This window comes from Peribacillus sp. YIM B13482, from assembly GCF_042787975.1.
Lineage (GTDB): Bacteria > Bacillota > Bacilli > Bacillales > DSM-1321 > Peribacillus > Peribacillus simplex_A.
Genome location: NZ_JBHZPF010000038.1, coordinates 1 through 18,505 on the forward strand (window position 1 = coordinate 1; position 18,505 = coordinate 18,505).

The window sequence follows — 18,505 nt, forward strand, 5'->3', positions numbered from 1 at the left end:
TCTCGCACTTCCGCTCCAATCAACCTTAAATAGTTTCGTTTTAAAAACAACAATCTTTACGAAAAGAGCCTTTTTTAAAGACAGACATAACAAAATATTATGCATCAAAGTATTGGATAGATTGGATCTACTTAATTTGAATTCATAGTTTTCGTCTACAATCCCTACAACTTTATCGCTGTCATGAATCTCCATATGCTTCGCTGTGCGGCAATCGTACAGCACTTTTATCCATAAACTCCAGAATGTATCTTGTGTTAACTAATCAAACGGAGGCTTAATGAAGTGTTCTCACTGACTCAGATGTAAAGGGAACCAATTCTGCTGTTCGGCCGTCACGAATCTTGTTTACCCAAGCAGGATCAACCATTAATGCCCGACCCACGGCTACCAGATCAAATTCTTCACGTTCAAGCCTTTCGATTAACCCGTCGATCTTGGTATTTTTGGCACTCTTTCCTTCCGTAAAGTGACTCGTAAAATCGTTATCCAGACCGACTGATCCAACCGTAATCGTCGGTTTACCCGTCAGCTTTTTTGTCCATCCGGCGAGATTCAGATTGGAGCCTTCGAACTCAGGCTCCCAGAAACGGCGGGTCGAGCAGTGGAAAATATCGACGCCCGCATCGGAAAGTGGCGTCAGGAACCGTTCCAGCAGCACCGGCGTTGCTGCCAGTTTCGCTGTAAAATCCGTCTGCTTCCATTGCGAGAACCGCAGCACAATCGGGAATTCCGGTCCGACGGCACGGCGGCAAGCTTCGATGACTTCGACCGCGAAGCGGGTGCGGGCAACCATATCGCCGCCATAGCTGTCGGTACGCGGGTTCGTTTTCTCCCAGAAGAATTGGTCGATCAAATATCCATGCGCACCGTGAAGCTCAATGCCGTCGAACCCAAGCCGCTTGGCTTCGAATGCTGCCTGCGCAAAGGCTTGAACGATTGCGGCGATATCCAATTCCGAATAATCGCCAACATGGCCTCGCGCACCCATATGCCAAATCTGCGGAATAATCCGTCCGCCTACTTCGTGTACAGCAGCCACGACGTTTGCCCAACCGTTTAATGCAGCTTCGCCATAGAAATGCGGTACATTGGCTTGATTGGACGAATCCGAATGATTAATCACCGTACCTTCTGTCACGATAAGGCCAACGCCATTTTCAGCCCTGCGGCGATAATAGGCGGCCACATCAGGACCAGGCACTCCTTCAGGAGAAAATTGTCTCGTCATCGGTGCCATCACTATACGATTTGCCAGCGTCGTATTTCCGAATGCGAATGGTTTAAACAAGTTTTGAATAGATTGAGAATAATTCATAATTGACCTCCAAATAATTGAAATAGTGTTGTAGAATATATCCGCAACAGATTAGTAATTGCGTTCTTTGCTGAGAGCATCGTTCGGATAAGTTGGGAGCCCTTGGCTGGGTTGTCAGGCCGTAATCAACAGCCAATCCTGGCCGCCCTCCATAAGGTCAATCCCCCGTTCTGTCCTGCATGGATCTGACCATACGGGTCACCATCTTGCGCGGCATTAATCGCGGAATGAACGCCACGAACCGGTTGCGAGCCCCTGGCATTATGAGTGTCTTCCCGCGAAAGAAGCCTCGGTACCCTTCCTCAGCCACCTGCCCGGCCTCCATGATGGCCCCACTCTGGAACAGCTTCGAGGCGCCCATACCCGAACGATCGACGAATCCGGTTGACGTCAGCCCCGGACATAGTGCCGTCACAGTAACACCCGTGCCGCTCACCTCGTTCTCGAGAGCCTCGGTGAACGACAGCACGTACGCCTTCGTCGCGTAGTAAACCGACATCATAGGTCCCGGGAAAAAACCCACCAACGAAGCAACATTCATAATGCCCCCTTGGCCCCGTTTGACCATATCTGGCAAGAACAACTTCGTCATAACAGTCAGAGCCTTGATATTGACATCAATCATATTCGTCTCTTGGTCCAACTTCGTTTCCAAGAATGTCCCGTACAAACCGAAGCCGGCATTATTGACAAGATAGTCGACGACAACCCCCTTCTCCTTAAGCTCCGCGACAATCTCCTCCGGTACGCCGGGTGATGCGACATCCTTGGCGATGACTGTCGTTTGGATGCCATATTTATTCCGATATTCCTTCGCTAGTTCCAAAAGTTTACCCTCGCTCCGCGCCACCAGCACTATATCATGTCCATCTTTGGCGAAACGATCCGCCAACTCTTGGCCAATCCCACCCGACACTCCAGTGATAAGTACAGTTTTTCTCATTTTGCAATCCACCTCTGTTTTTAGTGTAAAACTTTAAACCGTTTTGCAGCGTTTTCTAACCCCTGATTGTGACTATGGATGGTGTTTAGCCATACAGCAGAATCCGCTGGTCGGACCGTACTCAAGAAAAGTTGCCAGCCTCGCCCAACATTAAAGAACGAACATTCTAGTAAAGTGAAAAAAATAGTAACGCAAACAGTTTTCTCAAAAGATTTCATTGACATGAAGTAGATACTCTTATGCTCTTCTTTTTTTAAACACTGAAAGTCCATTCTTAGAAATATTGTGAAGTAGGGACAACCAAACACTATAATTAGGTTTAGGAAGTTTTGATTTGCCTATTCGTGCTAATTGCTGCTCATACCAACCTAGCTCTAACATAGATGACGCTTTTTTATCTAAACTTGTAATTCCTGTCTTAATTGGTTTAATCTTTACCGTTTCATATTTCCCCTCAAAGATTTGGTTTGGTAGATCGGGTACAAGTGCAAATGGTTTTGCTAAGCCAACCATATCTATCGTCCCACTGGCTATAGCTTCAGTCATACCTTCTTGAGAACGAAACCCTCCTGTAACAACTAATGGTGTAGAGACTAATTTTCTCGCCTTATTAGCATATTCCAAGAAATAAGCTTCCCGTTTCTTTGTGCTTTCTTTCACTTCGCCCCCCATCATCTTGGGATTTTCGTAATTCCCCCCGGAAATTTCAATTAAATCAATACCGACTTCAGATATTCTCTGAAGAACCTCCATTGATTCCTCTTCCGTGAAACCACCTCGTTGAAAATCAGTGGAATTTAGCTTGATACCAATGGGGAAGTTGTCGCCTACTTGATTACGTATTTCCTGATAAATTTCCATTAAAAATCTCATTCGATTCGTTAAACTTCCACCCCATTCATCTGTACGTTGGTTATGATATGGCGATAAAAATTGATTAACTAGGTATCCATGGGCTGCATGAATTTGAACACCTGTAAATCCAGCATTTTTTGAAATTTTAGCTGCATTTCCGAAGCGTATAATCAGGTCTTTGATTTCCGGTGTAGTAAGGGCGCGCGGTTTATTAAAAAAGTCCTTAACATCCCCAGAAAGTGGGACAGCACTTGGCGCGACAGGTTCCTTTGATATGGTCTTAGGTGACTGTTTTCCAGGATGATTTAATTGCGTCCAAAGGTGGGTTCCATTTTGCGTGCCAGCTTTTGCCCATTTCTTGAGTTTGTCTAAGTCACGCTCATCTTCAATAACAACGTTTCCAGGTTCCCCTAAGGCTTGTCTATCAATCATAACGTTTCCTGTCACCAGAAGCCCCGCACCGCCATTTGCCCATGTTTCGTATAAAGTAATTAAGGGCTGTGTAGGATTATTATCAGCTGTCGCTAGTGTTTCACTCATGGCTGATTTAAAAAATCGATTTTTGATGTTTACTCCATTTGGGAGTTGAAGAGAATTTGCTAAGATAGTATTGTTATTTTTCATTTTTTTCTCTCACCTCAATTAATTTCTTTTATATAAAAGAGCACCTATACTCTTCCTTTGTTAACAAATATTATACCGACTTGACCATCTTTTAATTTAGGGTAAATGTATTTTAATCCATTCTAATCCTTCATTTTAAAATCACATTCTTTAATGTAAATATCACCAACTGTAAGAATCAGGATATAATAAGTTGGTGCCTCGCTGTACAGAGAGGCAAAACTGACGATCTCACCTGAGACTATGCATCAAGAAACAGCTTCACATGTGCGGCAAACAGTTCAGGGTATTGGAACAGGTGTCCATGCCCGGAGTCCTGGTAAATGATGAGCTGTGCGTTAGGTAGTTGCTGAGCAAGAATGTAACTGTTTTCGGTAGGAACCATGATATCCTCAACACCGTTAGTTACAAGCACTGGTTGCTTAATCTTATGCAACCATTCATACGATTGGTTAGGTAACCGATCAGCCCACTGTTCTATCGCCTTCAATTGTGCGTCGCGTACCTGCAGCGAACTTTCAAATTTTTTCTGGGCAATAATACGCTTCAGTGAAGCACTTCCAGCCGCGCGACTAGTTTCGGTAGGATTATAAAAAAGGAACATGAATCTTTCGAAGGCGCCATTAGCATCTTCGCTAGCCATAGCCTCATTAACATCCTGCCGAAATTTATTAACGCCTGATTGTGGAGCGGTACCCGCCAATACTATACGGCGAATTAAATTCGGATGTTGCAATACTAACTCCTGAGCTACGAACCCACCAATTGAGAAGCCAAGCACATCGACCTGTTGTAAACCAAGGGCTCTAATGAAGGACGCTGCATCTTTGGCCATTTCAGCTATAGTAGAAGGAGTTTCGCCACTGGTTTCACCTACACCGCTATTATCGAAAAGAATAATGGGTCTATCTTCAGCTAGAGCCCCAATAAGCTCTGGATCCCAGTTTTCCATTGTTCCTCGGAAGTGGATAAAGAACACCAGTGGAATACCAGTTTCTTTGCCAAACTTCCTATAGGCAAACCGAATTCCCTCCGCTTCGACATATCTTGTTGTACTTGGAATAGTAAATGTTGACATAATTTTTTCTCCTTTCGAACTAATCGTTCGGGTAGTTGTTGAAGCGAGACATCGCCTTACGCAATGATTAACTTGTTGATTACGCGAATAGTTCCCAGTCATGTTCATTACTAATGCGGCGAAATTATCTGCTTCTAGTTATTATTTCATCACAATGTTTCACTTTGGATAAGCAAGCGTTAACGCACACGCTTGGCTTGTTGGCTTTTTGACAAGTGTGGGTGCCGTTGAAACACTTATAATTTGAGAATGACCGTTCTTAAATTATCAAAAAAAAGAAAACTTAATCCAAGACAGACAGTGTTATGTCGATAATGTTTTCCAGTTTTTGTTTGTCATCGGTGGTTTTCGCCAAGACGCGTAATCCCACTAATGAATTATGGATAAACTGGGAGAGCCTTTCCACAGTATGATGTTCGGATACTTCCCCCGATTTTTGACCACGCAACAATAGCTCATACAGCAGACTTTCTGTCTTGGTAAAACTCTCCACAACCTTTTCTGCTGCTTCTTCGTCATGCAAAGACAATTCAACTGCTGTATTCACTGTCAAGCATCCGATCTGTTGTTTTTCGTTTGTGTGGATCACCATCTCAAATAAACGCCTGATAGCCTTCTTGACCGAACCGAGCTGCTTTACTTGGGTGTCAATTTGGGTTTCTACTACCTCGTCATAGCGTTCCAATGCTTTCATGAACAACGTATGCTTGTCACCAAATGTATCATAGATACTTCTACGGTGAACGCCCATATGGTTCACCAAATCTTGCATGGATGTTTTTTCATAACCCTGCTGCCAGAAAAGCTCCATTGCTCTCCTTAATGCTTCTTTTTCATCAAATTCTTTACTTCTAGCCATGTAGTCCCACCTTAGAACGTATTATCTCTTACTTCTGAAAAGGTCTGAGAATCATTTGTCGTACTTAGATTGCAACAATTTTATATCACCCCTCCCTCAATCAATTCTTCAGAATTAAAGAATGATCATTCTCATTTGGAAAGGGAAACAAAATTGTAGCTTGCTTTAAGCATATCAATTTAAGAACGATCAGTAAAGAATTATTAATGATGGTGAAAAACATTAATTTCAAACTTGTTAGAACTTATTCATGCCGATGAAAGCAAAAAGCATCTTATTCCTCAAAATACGTATAACGCATTAAAAGTAATGGTTGGGAGTTCTTTATTGAACTCCCCTTCAATTCAAAAGTGATTTTACGACTGAGACCATATTTTAGTTATTCAAGAAAATGGCGCTTTTCTGGAGTACAGATTGCAAGTTTACTTTTGCTTATATTGATTAGTTCGGCACATAATCCATAAATTATTTAATGATATGAATTGGGGTTCCAAGTGCAACTTCGGCAGCTTCCATTGTCATTTCTCCAAGTGTGGGATGGGCATGGATTGTCAAAGCGATGTCTTCAGCTGTCAATCCTGTTTCAACAGCCAAAGCTAACTCCGAAATGAGATCTGATGCATTTGCTCCGGCAACTTGCGCTCCGATAATAAGTCCATCTTCTTTACGAGTTACAAGCTTAACGAACCCTTCTGTGCTGTCAAGTGACAACGCACGTCCATTTCCCGCATATGGGAATTTTGCAGCTACTACTTCAATACCTTCATTTGTTGCTTGTTGTTCAGTATAACCTACAGTTGCAAGCTCAGGGTCTGAAAATACGACTGCTGGAATGCCTATATAATCAATTTCAGATGGATGTCCGGCAATCGCTTCAGCAGCAATTTTTGCTTCATAGAATGCCTTATGTGCTAATTGCGGACCTGGAACAACATCCCCGATTGCATAAATATTAGGAACATTCGTGCGGCATTGCTTATCGATTTCAATAAGTCCACGGCCAATCACTTTTACGCCTGTTTGTTCAAGACCTATTCCATCCGTATTCGGGCGGCGTCCAACCATTACAAACACATAATCAGCGTCTATTTTCTGTTCTTCGCCTTTTACCTCAAAGGTTACAGTGACGCCATTTTCTGTTTCTTCTACACCTTTTGCCATTGCTTTGGTATAAAATTCTACACCTTTTTTCTTCATACTCTTCGTAACAACGGCTGACATTTGTTTTTCAAAACCTACGCCTAAAATTTCATCTGCACCCTCTAAAATCGTTACTTGGGTACCAAAGTTTGCATAGGCACCGCCAAGTTCAATTCCGATAACACCGCCGCCAATAACAACGATTTTTTCAGGAATTTCATTTAAGCTGAGGGCACCAGTCGAATTTAGAACGCGTTTTGAATATTTAAATGTAGGCAACTCGATTGAACGCGATCCTGTTGCAATAATTGCATTTTTAAAGGTGTATGTTTGAGCATTTTTTTCGCCCATTACGCGTAATGAATTACTGCCTACAAAGAATGCTTCACCACGTACAATCTCAACTTTATTTCCTTTTAATAGTCCTTCGACACCACCAGTTAACTTTTTCACTACACTAGCTTTCCACTCTTGTACTTTTGAAAAATCAACCTTTACATTCTCTGCTGTAATCCCAAATGCATCCGAATGCTTAGCTGTTTCATAGCGGTGACCAGCGGCAATTAATGCCTTTGAAGGAATACAGCCGACATTACAACATACACCGCCCAAATATTCCTTTTCAACAATTGTTACTTTTTGTCCCAGCTGGGCAGCACGAATTGCTGCTACATAACCCCCAGGACCTGCACCGATGACTATAGTATCTGTTTCAATTGGGAAATTTCCGACAACCATTACTTACGCCTCCATTAACAATAGTTTTGGGTCGTTTAATAATCACTTAATATGATTCATTGCATTCAGCGCTGTAGCTCCGTCGATCCTTCTGTGGTCAAACCTTAATGAAAGAGTAAGTACAGGCGCTATTAGAATTTAACCATCTGGAACAATTGGTTGCTAAGCAATACGACCAACCCACGAATAGCCTATTTCAGGATGGTGTTAATAACAGTTGTAAACCATTGTCAGTCAGCTGAACCAATGTCTGAAATCTTACTGGTGCACCCCTCATTTCATTCGGTGCAAGTTTGTAAAAGCATATTCCATCGCAGCAGCTTTATCACAGTAACCCACAAGTAGCATGCCCCTCAGATTTCGATTCTTCCAGAAAACCCCACCCCAATAACAACTCTGCCTTCTTCACACATCTACAATCTTAAAACCAAGCACTTTTGCAACTGGAGATTCAGGTATTTCACCCGTCCTCATTTTCTTATAGAATATAACTCACTAAAAAAACCAAACGGTCTTTTTTTATCCAAAAAAAGAATCAATAACTGAATTAGAAAAGAATCGCTTTTATCTGCATGATAACCATGTCTAAAAATCGCTAATCCTTACCAATCTACTGAGGATCAATGCACCTATAGAAGAAAGGATGAACACTGCCATCTGTTCAGAATCAATCTGTTTATCAATTTCATTTTGACTCTTTCCAAGCTCAATAATGGCTTTGATGGTATTTATTAAGCCAGTAAAACCCTCCTTAATTGAATCTTCAATCAAAATATTTGAGTCATCTGCTTCAATGGCCGTATTCATTAAAGGACAGCCACCCACTAATATATCATTTTGGAACAAAGTCATAAAAATAGAAGTAAAAGCCTGAAATTGTTCGTTTGCAGTTTCCTTGGATTTAATAGCTTGTAAATAATTTTTTTTTCGTTCGTTCACCTTTATTCATCTTTTCTAAACTCCTTTTCTAAAAAAGAACAATCGGTCTTTTTTATTATTTAACATCATTAATACCGTTTATGTCAAGTATTGAACATGATAATAATTTAATGCACTTTTTGTTCTACGCTTAAATCAATTCGCGAGCCGCGTTCACCTTTTTTCATAATCTGGATAATCCGTCATTCCTTAAGGGATTCTATGTACCGAATCAAGTTGTTCTCGGCCAGAACGAATATAAGAAGTTAATCCAATTAGAGTGCTTTAATGAGAACTTCTGACTCCCACCAACCCTTTACATTCTTATCTCTTTAGTGGTCTTTACGTCTAGAAAAGATAATCCTAAGGTTAAGCCAAAAGTTGTACCAAAATCATAAACGTCAATTTCAGATGTTCGAAAAATATAATTTAAAATATATGTCGCAGCACTAAAGAAAATAAGCAAAGTAATTATTTAAACGTCAAGTAGCTCCAAATACACGATAAAAACTGTGTTTTCGGGACTACTTTTTGTTGCTTCCCTTTTATCACATAAAATAACCTCCACATATTTGTAAGGAGATTACCACATTTATTGCCCAGCAAATACTATAACAAAAGGGGTATTCATTTCGGAAAGTTTACTCATGAATTCAGTCGGTTTACTCGTGAATTTGACGATTTCACTCGTGAATTCTTTTTCTAAAAAATGGCCTATATGTCAGGGAACAGTCTGCATGTCTGTCACCTGACATATAGGCAATCTACTACCCGAAGAAAGCATAATATTATTTATACATTCGATGTTGCTTTTAGTTTTATATTTTCCTCCATCTGTGGTTTATCATAGCTACCATACCTCTCTTTTACAACCAGTAACGCCAAGGCCGCCATTATGCTCGGAACTGTGAAGGCCATAAATGCATTTTGTGACGAATAGTTTGCAGCCAGCAATAAACCTATTAATGTAGGGGCAACAATCGCTCCAATTCTGCCAAACGCCAAGGCCCAACCTATCCCGGTGGTCCTTATCTCCCGTGGATAATACTCGGAAATATACGTATTGGCCAAATTCATCGTACCCACTGTACAGGCACCTCCAAAAGCGATTAAAATATATAATGCTACTACATTTGAGGTTAATCCTAATATTACAAAGCAGACCGTACCAATGGCACAGAGGGAAACAAGCACTCTTCTATGGCCCATTTTCCCAACTAAGTACCCTCCAATTATCGATCCGCCAATTTGCCCAATCCCCGATATAAGATTGAAAGATAAACTGGATGTAAGGCCGTATCCGGACTGCTGCATGATTTTTGGTAACCATGTATTGAGTCCGTATACCATAAGTAAACAATTAAAGGCAGCTACCCAAAACGCAAATGTACTAAGAGTACGCTTATCTTCAAAGAGTTTCTTGACTGGAAAGCCCTTTGCCTTTTCTTGGACTTTGGCAAACTCATAATCGTCCAAATCTTTATAGTCGCCCTCTGGATCAATGCGGTTCAGAATTCCGGCAAGCTTTACCCCTTGTTTTCGAATAGCATAATAGGAAAGGGATTCAGGAAATTGCTTCATGAAAAAAGGAAGTGCCAATAAGGGAAGCGCCCCAATCCAATACAAAACCCTCCAGCCCATTTGCTCCATCACATACATTCCAATTAAAGAAGCCAGTATGCTTCCTATGGAATATCCACAGTACATAGAGGTTACAATGAGCACCTTGTTCTTTTTGGGTGAGTATTCCGCCATTAAGGAGATAACGTTTGGCATTAATCCTCCCATTCCCAAGGCTGCTATAAATCGCATAATCGAGAAAAAGGCAGGATTTGGGGCAAAACTTGAAAGTAATGTAAAAACACTGAATATACAGATGCAAATGGCAAGCACTCTTTTTCTCCCCATTTTATCCGCCAGGGGTGCAAAAATAAGGGCTCCTACCATCATTCCGAACAATGAATAACTTGCTATTCCGCCAGCTTCCACTGGCGTCAAGTTCCATTCCTCCATCATCAAAGGCAAACCTACTCCATACATGGCTATATCAAAGAAGGTAATTGCGAACAAACACCACATAAAGACCATTAAATGAAAACGGCCAAATTTACTATTACCCACCACTTCTGAAGCATTTACTTCACGCAATTAATTCCCTCCTCTTAGCCCTTAGTTCACGTTATAACATGTAAAGTCAGTTTCCCTAATTCACCATAATCAGCTATAACTTCATCGTTTGCCTGTATGGGAATGGCATCTGTAATCCCGCCCACTAAAACAATCATTCCAGCCTGGATGGAGAGTCCTTCACGGCTAATCATTTTTACAAGTTCCACAATCGAATGAATCGGATGATCCAGTACAGCTTCTCCAAGACCTTTCTTTTGTATTTCACCATTTTGATAAAGCCTAACTTCTGCTTGAGCCCAGTCCGTGTGATACGGTGAAAAAGCTTGATTGCTAAGCAAAATCTTAGCTGAGGATGCATTATCCGCTACTACATCTGTAAGTGTAAAGGAAAAATTTTTATAACGGCTGTCAATAATCTCTAAAGCTAGAAATACGCATTCTACAGCCGGCCAGACATCTTTCGCCGTTATATTTGCACCTTTCAGTTCTTCTTTGAATAAAAAAGCAAATTCGGGTTCCACTCTTGGATGAATGAATTCCCCAACTTTTAATACTGGTTTGGTTAGTTCCATGGCAGATGTCAACCTGCCATAGATCGCTTCTTCTACCCCTACTTGCTGTTGTTTGGCTTTGCTGGTCAAGCCCATCTTCCACCCGATGAATCTGTTATCACCAGTGATCGTCTCATTTATGCTCAACTTCTGAATTTCATATGCTTGATTTACTGTTAGTTCAGGATTGGATAATGTAAGCTTATCCATTTCACGGCCATTTTTTTGAGATTCGGCTACCCTTTTTGCTAGTTGAACTAGTTTCATCTTAAAGTCCCTTCCTTCTGCAGCGCCATTTGCTCAGCTACTTCAATTATGGTATCTTCCTGACCACCAACCACTTTTTGTCGACCCAGCTCCATCAAAATATCCCGGGCGTCCACTCCATACTTTTTCGCCGCTATGTTTGCATGCAATAAAAAACTGGAGTAAACGCCACTATAACCCATGATTAAACTCGAGTCTGTTATTTCCTGGGGCTTTGGCATGATCGTATTTCCAACTTCCTCCGAAAGATCAAGCATTTTATATAAGTCAATATCAGTACGGATACCCAGCCTATCCAGCACGGCAACAAGCACTTCGGTCTGGGTATTACCAGCACCTGCACCGAGACAGCGAATGCTGCCATCGATCCTATTTGCCCCCTCTTCAATTGCCACAAGGGAATTTGCCACAGCAAGAGATAAATTATTGTGAGCATGAAAACCGATATCGATATTCAGTTTTGATTTTAATAACCTGATCCGCGTCTTGACTTCATTTGGCAAAAAAGATCCAGCGGAATCAACAACATACACAGCATCTGCTCCATAAGATTCCATTAAACTGGCTTGCTCAAGAAGTTTTTCCGGTGATGCCATGTGAGACATCATTAAAAACCCGATTGCTTCCATACCGAGATGTTTCGCAGCTTCCAAATGTTGCTTTGAGACATCCGCTTCCGTTACGTGGGTTGCAATCCGCGCCATTTTCGCCCCAACGTGAGCAGCTTCCCTTAATTGATCAATTGTCCCGATACCAGGAATTAAAAGCACTGAAATAATCGATTTTCCGGCAGCTTCAACAGCGGCTTCCACCAATTCAATATCATTCACTTTTGAAAATCCATATTGCAAGGATGATCCGCCTAGGCCATCTCCATGCGACACTTCAATATAAGGGACACCTGCAGCACTAAGTTTCCCAGTCATGTTCTTTACTTGATCGATTGTATATTGATGTGCCACTACATGGCTCCCATCCCGCAATGCAACTTCAGTCACCAATACATCTTTACGCAAATGAACCCCACCTTTACAGTTCCGATTACTTTTTTCAAACATAATGTTCGAATTGGCTTTTAGCGATCTCTTCCCCTACTTTTACAGCTGAGGCCGTCATTATATCCAAATTACCTGCATATACGGGAAGAAAATCTCCTAACCCTTTCACTTCCAGAAGGACTGTTATTTGTTTCCCATCAAATATCGGCTCTGTCTTAAGACGGTAACCTGGAACATATTCAGATACCTTTTCCGCCATCTTATTGACAGACGTTGTTATCTCTTCCACATCAAAGGAATCTGATTGAAGCAGACAATGAATGGTATCCCTCATAATGAGGGGCGGTTCGGCCGGATTTAGCAGAATGATAGCTTTTCCTTTTTTTGCTCCACCCACCTGTTCCAGGGCCCTTGCCGTCGTTTGGGTAAACTCATCAATATTAGCCCGAGTTCCGGGACCGGCACTCTTGCTGGAAATTGTCGCAATTATTTCGGCATATTCGACTTGGGCCACTTGACTGATTGCATGAACGATAGGGATTGTCGCTTGACCGCCGCATGTAATCATGTTAACAACCGCTTCATTCAAATTTTCTTTTAAATTCACGGAAGGAACGATAAACGGTCCGATCGCGGCAGGTGTCAAGTCTATCAGCTTCTTGTTCATCTTTTTCAAGGCTTCGCAGTGAAAAACATGCGCCTTCGCAGATGTGGCATCGAATAAAATGTCTGCAAGTTCAGACTTTTCCAAAAATCCATCCATGCCATTTTCAATGACATGATGTCCGTGCATCCTAGCCTTCTTCAAACCCTCTGATTCCTTGTCGATACCAATCATTACCGACATTTCGAGAACATCCGACCGATGAATTTTCATCATTAAGTCCGTGCCGATATTCCCTGATCCAATAATGCCTACTTTTAGTTTTTTCAAGGCCGCTGGGCTCCTTTCACTCAAAATTAACCGAGACCTTTCCAAGTTTATCTCCAAAGTCAGCAGAAAAACGGTCACCTGGTTTCGCTTCGATTGCTGCGGATAATGCACCGGATAAAATTACTTCGCCCGCATTCAATGAACCTTTAAACCCATTTAGTTTATTTGCGAGCCAGGCTACGCACGTTGCTGGATTTCCAAGTACTGCATCACCTGTCCCTTGGCTCATGAATTCGCCATTTTTATATAGGCTCATTTGAATGGAAGGGAGGTCGATTTCACTCAAGTGAATTTTGCGATCTCCCAGAATATATAAGCCCGATGATGCATTATCCGCCACAGTGTCCTGGAGTTTAATCTTCCAGTCCATCACACGGCTATCAACGACTTCGATCGAAGCAACCACATAATCAGTGGCTTCGATTACATCATCAACCGTAATATTTGGACCGTGCAGATCCTTCTTTAAAATAAAAGCCACTTCTGCCTCCACTTTCGGTTGAATTAACCGGCATCTGGGAATATATCCGTTATTTTGCACTTTCATCCCATTAAGTAAATGTCCGTAATCTGGTTCATTTACTCCAAGAACCTGTTGCATAGCCTTTGAAGTCAAGCCTATTTTCTTACCTGATACTTCCAGACCGGACTGGATTTTGCTTCGAATGGTTTCAAGCTGAATTTGGTAGGCATCCTCCACATCCAAATCCGGAATTTCACTGGTGGGGGCCGAAATTCCTATTCCTGTTTTTTCCGCTTTCAAAAACCTGGCAGACCATTCTGTTAAACTAACGATCATGATGCTTCCCTCCTTCTTTATAATTTAATCGTGACGTTAGACAATTCACTGTAAAATTCGAAACTATGGGACCCACCTTCACGGCCGATGCCACTGTGTTTCATGCCCCCAAAAGGTGTGCGCAAATCACGTAAATACCAGGTATTCACCCAAATAATGCCCGCTTCTATTTTAGAAGCGACACGATGCGCCCTCCTTAAATCATTGGTCCAGATCGTTGCCCCCAGTCCGTAATGAGTATCATTAGCGTGCACTAGTACCTCTTCTTCCGTTTCGAAAGGCATGACCGTTACCACAGGACCAAAAATTTCTTCCCGTACGCAACGGGATTCACGCGTAACTCCGGCAATAATTGTCGGTTCAATGAAAAAACCTTTTTCAAACGGACCGGCTCTTCTTCCTCCAGTTAATATTTTCGCTCCTTCTTCTTTCGCCAGATCAATGTAACTCATCACTTTTTTATAATGTTCTTTTCCTATTACAGCTCCTACTTCCGTTTCGGAATCAAACGGATCCCCGACTTTCAATTTTTCTGTACGCACAACCATCTTTTTAAGGAATTCTTCATATAAACCTTGCTGAACGTAGATACGTGATCCACATAAACAAACTTCACCTTGGTTCATGAAGCTTGATTTCAATGTCGTTTCGATCACTTCATCGAGATTCGAGTCTGCAAACACAATATTCGGATTTTTCCCGCCCAGTTCAAAAGAGATTTTTTTCAACGTGGGCGCGGCAGCTTTCATAATCGCTGTTCCCGTTTTTGTTTCCCCAGTGAATGTTATCGCATCAACGTCAGGATGTTCGCTTAGAGCAGCTCCAGCTGAATTTACACCATATCCATGCACAAGGTTGACTACCCCGTCCGGAACTCCGGCTTCCTTACAAATTTCCATCAATTTTGTCGCTGTCATCGGGGTCAGTTCAGCTGGTTTCATAACCGCAGTATTGCCGGCTGCCAGACATGGTGCCAACTTCCATGTCAACAATAACAATGGTAAGTTCCAAGGATTAATCATCCCTACCACCCCTACGGGTCGTCTAATCGAATAATGAAGGGCAATGTTGTTCTGATTGTAGGATTCATTACCAAGTGTAGTGATATAATCAGCAAAAAAGTGGAAATTGTGAGCTGCACGCTTGATGTCCATTTCTAGTGCAAGGCTATACGGTTTCCCTGTATCGAGGGTTTCCAACATGGTCAGTTCTTCTTTCTTTTCTAAAATGAGATCGCCGATTCGCCTTAGAACCGCAGAGCGTTCATTATCGGTAAAAGATTTCCAAGGACCTTTAAGCGCATGCCTTGCTGCAGAAACAGCTTGATTCACCTCCTCTTTTCCTCCTTCAGCAACCCATCCAAGTTTTTCTTCCGTTGCGGGATTGATATTGTCAAAAGTTTTAGATTGATTTGGATTCAGGAATTCCCCGTTAATAAAGTGCCGGCAATCTATTGATTTAACAGTATTTATACTATCTTTTGCTGCTTGCATGAAACATCCCTCTCTCTTTATTGAGATAATTGCAAAAGGTCTCAATCTTGTATTTCCACAATCATTTCAATTTCAATTGCAGTATTATTTGGAAGCTGGGCCATTCCCACCGCTGACCGAGCATGTCTTCCCCTCTCTCCAAACACGTTAACAAGCAGGTCTGATGCGCCATTCAAAACTTTAGGCTGTCCTGTGAAATTTTCGGCTGAATTAACCATGCCGAGAATTTTGACTATCTTCTTCACTCTGGATAGTTCGCCAAGCTCAGCCTTCAGCACCCGCAGAAGATTAATCATTGACTGCCTCGCTGCCTGATACCCTTCCTCTTCCGTCAGCTCTTTGCCAAGCTTGCCGTGAAAATCATCAACACCTTGTCCGGATGTGAAAATCAAATTTCCCACCCGTACGTGGCTGACGTAGTTGCCGACCGCTTCCCTTGGCATATCAAGCATGATTCCAAGTTCCTCAAGAACTTGTTCCGGTGCTTTAATCTGTTTTTCCATGCTTCTCCCCTCACGATTCCAAATTTAAAAACCTCAATGCATTTTTCCCAAGAAGATTCGCTTTCACTTCATCTGAAAGATTTAGAGCGTCATCAATTACTTTACCTGGAGGCTTTTCTCTTAATAAAAATGGATAGTCGGAACCCATCAGCACTTTCTTATAACCAAAACGTTCAACCAGATACTGAATATTCCGGATATCATAGTTCAGGGAATCGAAATAAAACTTTTGTGCATAATGGCTTGGCGGCATTGAGGTTTTTCTTAAATCAGGCCATACTTCCCATCCCTGATCAATCCGCGGTAAAATATATGGGAATGAGCCCCCGCCATGAGCAAAACATAGTTTCAGATCCGGGAACTTTTCCATGACGCCACTCCATAAAATGCTTGCTGCCGCCAGTGCGGTTTCACTCGGCATCGCGATTGTATACATAAGGTTATGCCGTTCCGTTCGGTCTTTTGCCATTGTCTCCCAAGGGTGTATAAACAGTGGGACATTCCATTTTTCAGCCATCTGGAAGAATTCTAATAAAACAGGTGAATCTAGATTCTCTCCGTTTACGTTTGTACCAATCTCAATCCCCGCCAAACCAAGTTCAAATTTACAGCGTTCCATTTCGCCAATTGCCACTTTCAAATCCTGAAGCGGAACAGTCCCGAGACCGATGAACCTGTCAGGATGCCTGTTCACAGTCTCAGCAATAAAATCATTCTGGAATTGGGACATGTATAGCGCCTGGTCTATTGGCGCCCAGTATGAAAATGTCACTGGCACCGGTGACAGCACCTGCATATCGACTCCTTCGGCATCCATATCCTGAATGCGTTTTTCCGGGTCCCATACCTGGTCAGTCACTTTCCTGAACAGCTTCCCGCTTACCATAATATCCGCCCCGCATGAACATTTCTGCTCTAACACCGGCCAGCGTCCCTGACCAAATTTTCCGGTTAAGTCCGGCAGATCCAATGGCAGAATATGAGTATGAAAGTCTATTCGCATTTCCAAGCCTCAACGTTTTCTGACATAACATGACCACATTCATGACAAGTGCGAAGTTCCTTACTTCCGTTGAAAGCCTCAATGGCTTCTTTCACCTGAACCTCAATATTCGTCAATTGGATCGTAACTTTGTGCATCTCATGATTACATTTCCCACAGAACCAAACGAAATCTTCAAGCTCATCTATTGCACGCTTGCGCTCTATAACAATGCCGTATGTATCCGATACCCTGTGAGGGGAATGGGGTACATCAGCTGGCAGCATGAACATTTCCCCCTCTTTCACCTCCACTACTTCACGCTCGCCGTTTTGGGTAATGCATTCTACATAGCAGGAGCCTTTTATCTGATAAAATAACTCGTCTGAAGGGTCAACATGAAAATCACGCCTGTAATTCGGGCCACCCAGAAGCATGACAATGAATTCGGAATCTTCCCAAAGTACTTTGTTATTAACCGGCGGCTTCAATAAATTTTTATTGTCTTCAATAACTTTCATTACATTTAATGATCTAGCCTGTAATTTTAAAGATTGAGCATATCCCTTCATAAATAAACTACCTCCCGTTTTCATTTTCGTAATATTTGCGAAAATTCACACTAACGACATATAACCAACCTGTTTTGAAATCATTTGTGCCGATCGAATTACAGATTGAATAATATTCGTCTTCTCTCTCCCAATCATATAATTTCGATCTCCGACAAGGTTAAGTGCTGCAATAACTTGACCATTGTAGGATTTAATGGGGGCAGCAACCCCGTATAACCCAAAATCATTTTCATCATCACTGATCGCAAATCCCTGTTTGCGGATGGCCTTTAATTCTTCATTCAATTGGTTAATGCAAGTAATCGTATTTGTTGAGTGCTTCAAAAGCCCTTTTGCAAGCGTAGGCTGAATAAAGGATGGGTTAAAAGCAAGTAATATTTTCCCGCTGCTCGTACAATACGCTGGTTTTCTTGCTCCTATATATGTGGTCATATGCTCAGCATGAGGGGACGACATTTTCATCACAAACCTGACTTCGCCTTCGTGAAACATTCCAATATGAGAATTCCCTCTAAATTGCAGGACAAGATTACTTAAAATAGGTCCTGCTTCATAATGAATATCCTGCTGATACATGACTTTACTGCTCCACTCAAGTAACTTCCACCCAAGCCGGTATTTTCGATCTTTGCCCTGGATCAGCATCCCTTCCTTACACATCGTTTTCACGAGATGATGTGATGAGCTTGGACTCATATTCAATTTTTCAGCAATTTCCTTATTTCCAAGTGAGGGTTCTTCATTAGTGAATAAATCAAGTATCTTTATTACCTTCTCAACGGACGAAATCATGACGCCCC

At 42.0% G+C, this 18,505-nt stretch carries 18 protein-coding genes and 1 pseudogene; all 19 read right to left on the minus strand.

What is annotated here, in order from left to right:
- On the minus strand, positions 1-225 hold a 225-nt coding region (locus ACFX4L_RS17130), incomplete at its 3' end, for a hypothetical protein (RefSeq protein ID WP_377405717.1).
- Between the two features lie 52 nt (positions 226-277).
- Positions 278-1,318, minus strand: a complete 1,041-nt coding sequence (locus tag ACFX4L_RS17135) for an NADH:flavin oxidoreductase (RefSeq protein WP_377384583.1) — start codon at positions 1,316-1,318, stop codon at positions 278-280.
- 157 nt (positions 1,319-1,475) lie between these two features.
- Positions 1,476-2,261, minus strand: coding sequence for an SDR family NAD(P)-dependent oxidoreductase (locus ACFX4L_RS17140; protein ID WP_284470920.1), 786 nt, complete (start codon positions 2,259-2,261; stop codon positions 1,476-1,478).
- A 237-nt stretch (positions 2,262-2,498) separates the two neighbouring features.
- The gene (locus tag ACFX4L_RS17145) at positions 2,499-3,740 is read right to left on the minus strand and encodes an NADH:flavin oxidoreductase/NADH oxidase family protein (protein WP_284470921.1); all 1,242 of its coding nucleotides are present in this window, start codon (positions 3,738-3,740) and stop codon (positions 2,499-2,501) included.
- A gap of 241 nt (positions 3,741-3,981) precedes the next feature.
- A complete protein-coding gene (locus tag ACFX4L_RS17150) occupies positions 3,982-4,818 on the minus strand; it encodes an alpha/beta fold hydrolase (protein WP_284470922.1) in 837 nt (278 codons plus the stop codon).
- A 283-nt stretch (positions 4,819-5,101) separates the two neighbouring features.
- A complete protein-coding gene (locus ACFX4L_RS17155) occupies positions 5,102-5,677 on the minus strand; it encodes a TetR/AcrR family transcriptional regulator (RefSeq protein WP_284470923.1) in 576 nt (191 codons plus the stop codon).
- A 465-nt stretch (positions 5,678-6,142) separates the two neighbouring features.
- Entirely contained in the window at positions 6,143-7,555 is a 1,413-nt protein-coding gene (gene lpdA, locus ACFX4L_RS17160; protein WP_284470924.1) for a dihydrolipoyl dehydrogenase, read from the minus strand.
- A 42-nt stretch (positions 7,556-7,597) separates the two neighbouring features.
- Positions 7,598-7,830 (minus strand): annotated as a pseudogene (locus tag ACFX4L_RS17165) (2-oxo acid dehydrogenase subunit E2); the annotation flags it as partial.
- Between the two features lie 310 nt (positions 7,831-8,140).
- On the minus strand, positions 8,141-8,494 hold the full coding sequence (locus tag ACFX4L_RS17170; protein ID WP_377405719.1) for a TetR family transcriptional regulator C-terminal domain-containing protein: 354 nt from the start codon (positions 8,492-8,494) through the stop codon (positions 8,141-8,143).
- 771 nt (positions 8,495-9,265) lie between these two features.
- Positions 9,266-10,621, minus strand: a complete 1,356-nt coding sequence (locus ACFX4L_RS17175) for an MFS transporter (RefSeq protein ID WP_377405721.1) — start codon at positions 10,619-10,621, stop codon at positions 9,266-9,268.
- 26 nt (positions 10,622-10,647) lie between these two features.
- The gene (locus ACFX4L_RS17180; RefSeq protein ID WP_377384596.1) at positions 10,648-11,421 is read right to left on the minus strand and encodes a 2-keto-4-pentenoate hydratase; all 774 of its coding nucleotides are present in this window, start codon (positions 11,419-11,421) and stop codon (positions 10,648-10,650) included.
- A complete protein-coding gene (gene dmpG / locus ACFX4L_RS17185) occupies positions 11,418-12,437 on the minus strand; it encodes a 4-hydroxy-2-oxovalerate aldolase (RefSeq protein ID WP_377384598.1) in 1,020 nt (339 codons plus the stop codon). The genes ACFX4L_RS17180 and dmpG overlap by 4 nt, the downstream gene beginning before the upstream one ends.
- Before the next feature lie 34 nt (positions 12,438-12,471).
- On the minus strand, positions 12,472-13,353 hold the full coding sequence (locus ACFX4L_RS17190) for an acetaldehyde dehydrogenase (acetylating) (RefSeq protein WP_081108992.1): 882 nt from the start codon (positions 13,351-13,353) through the stop codon (positions 12,472-12,474).
- A gap of 16 nt (positions 13,354-13,369) precedes the next feature.
- The gene (locus ACFX4L_RS17195; RefSeq protein WP_377405723.1) at positions 13,370-14,152 is read right to left on the minus strand and encodes a 2-keto-4-pentenoate hydratase; all 783 of its coding nucleotides are present in this window, start codon (positions 14,150-14,152) and stop codon (positions 13,370-13,372) included.
- 17 nt (positions 14,153-14,169) lie between these two features.
- Positions 14,170-15,645 carry an aldehyde dehydrogenase gene (locus ACFX4L_RS17200; RefSeq protein ID WP_377384602.1) on the minus strand — a complete coding sequence of 492 codons (1,476 nt, stop codon included), beginning with the start codon at positions 15,643-15,645 and terminating at the stop codon, positions 14,170-14,172.
- A 41-nt stretch (positions 15,646-15,686) separates the two neighbouring features.
- Complete coding sequence (locus tag ACFX4L_RS17205) at positions 15,687-16,148, minus strand: RidA family protein (protein WP_089363075.1); 462 nt, start codon at positions 16,146-16,148, stop codon at positions 15,687-15,689.
- A 10-nt stretch (positions 16,149-16,158) separates the two neighbouring features.
- On the minus strand, positions 16,159-17,157 hold the full coding sequence (locus tag ACFX4L_RS17210) for an amidohydrolase family protein (protein ID WP_176431932.1): 999 nt from the start codon (positions 17,155-17,157) through the stop codon (positions 16,159-16,161).
- On the minus strand, positions 17,142-17,702 hold the full coding sequence (locus ACFX4L_RS17215) for a 3-hydroxyanthranilate 3,4-dioxygenase (RefSeq protein ID WP_061462956.1): 561 nt from the start codon (positions 17,700-17,702) through the stop codon (positions 17,142-17,144). Before ACFX4L_RS17215 ends, ACFX4L_RS17210 begins: the two co-directional genes overlap by 16 nt.
- Before the next feature lie 45 nt (positions 17,703-17,747).
- Positions 17,748-18,497 (minus strand): IclR family transcriptional regulator, encoded by a 750-nt coding sequence (locus ACFX4L_RS17220; RefSeq protein WP_089363078.1) that lies wholly within the window; start codon positions 18,495-18,497, stop codon positions 17,748-17,750.
- Positions 18,498-18,505: the final 8 nt, after the last annotated feature.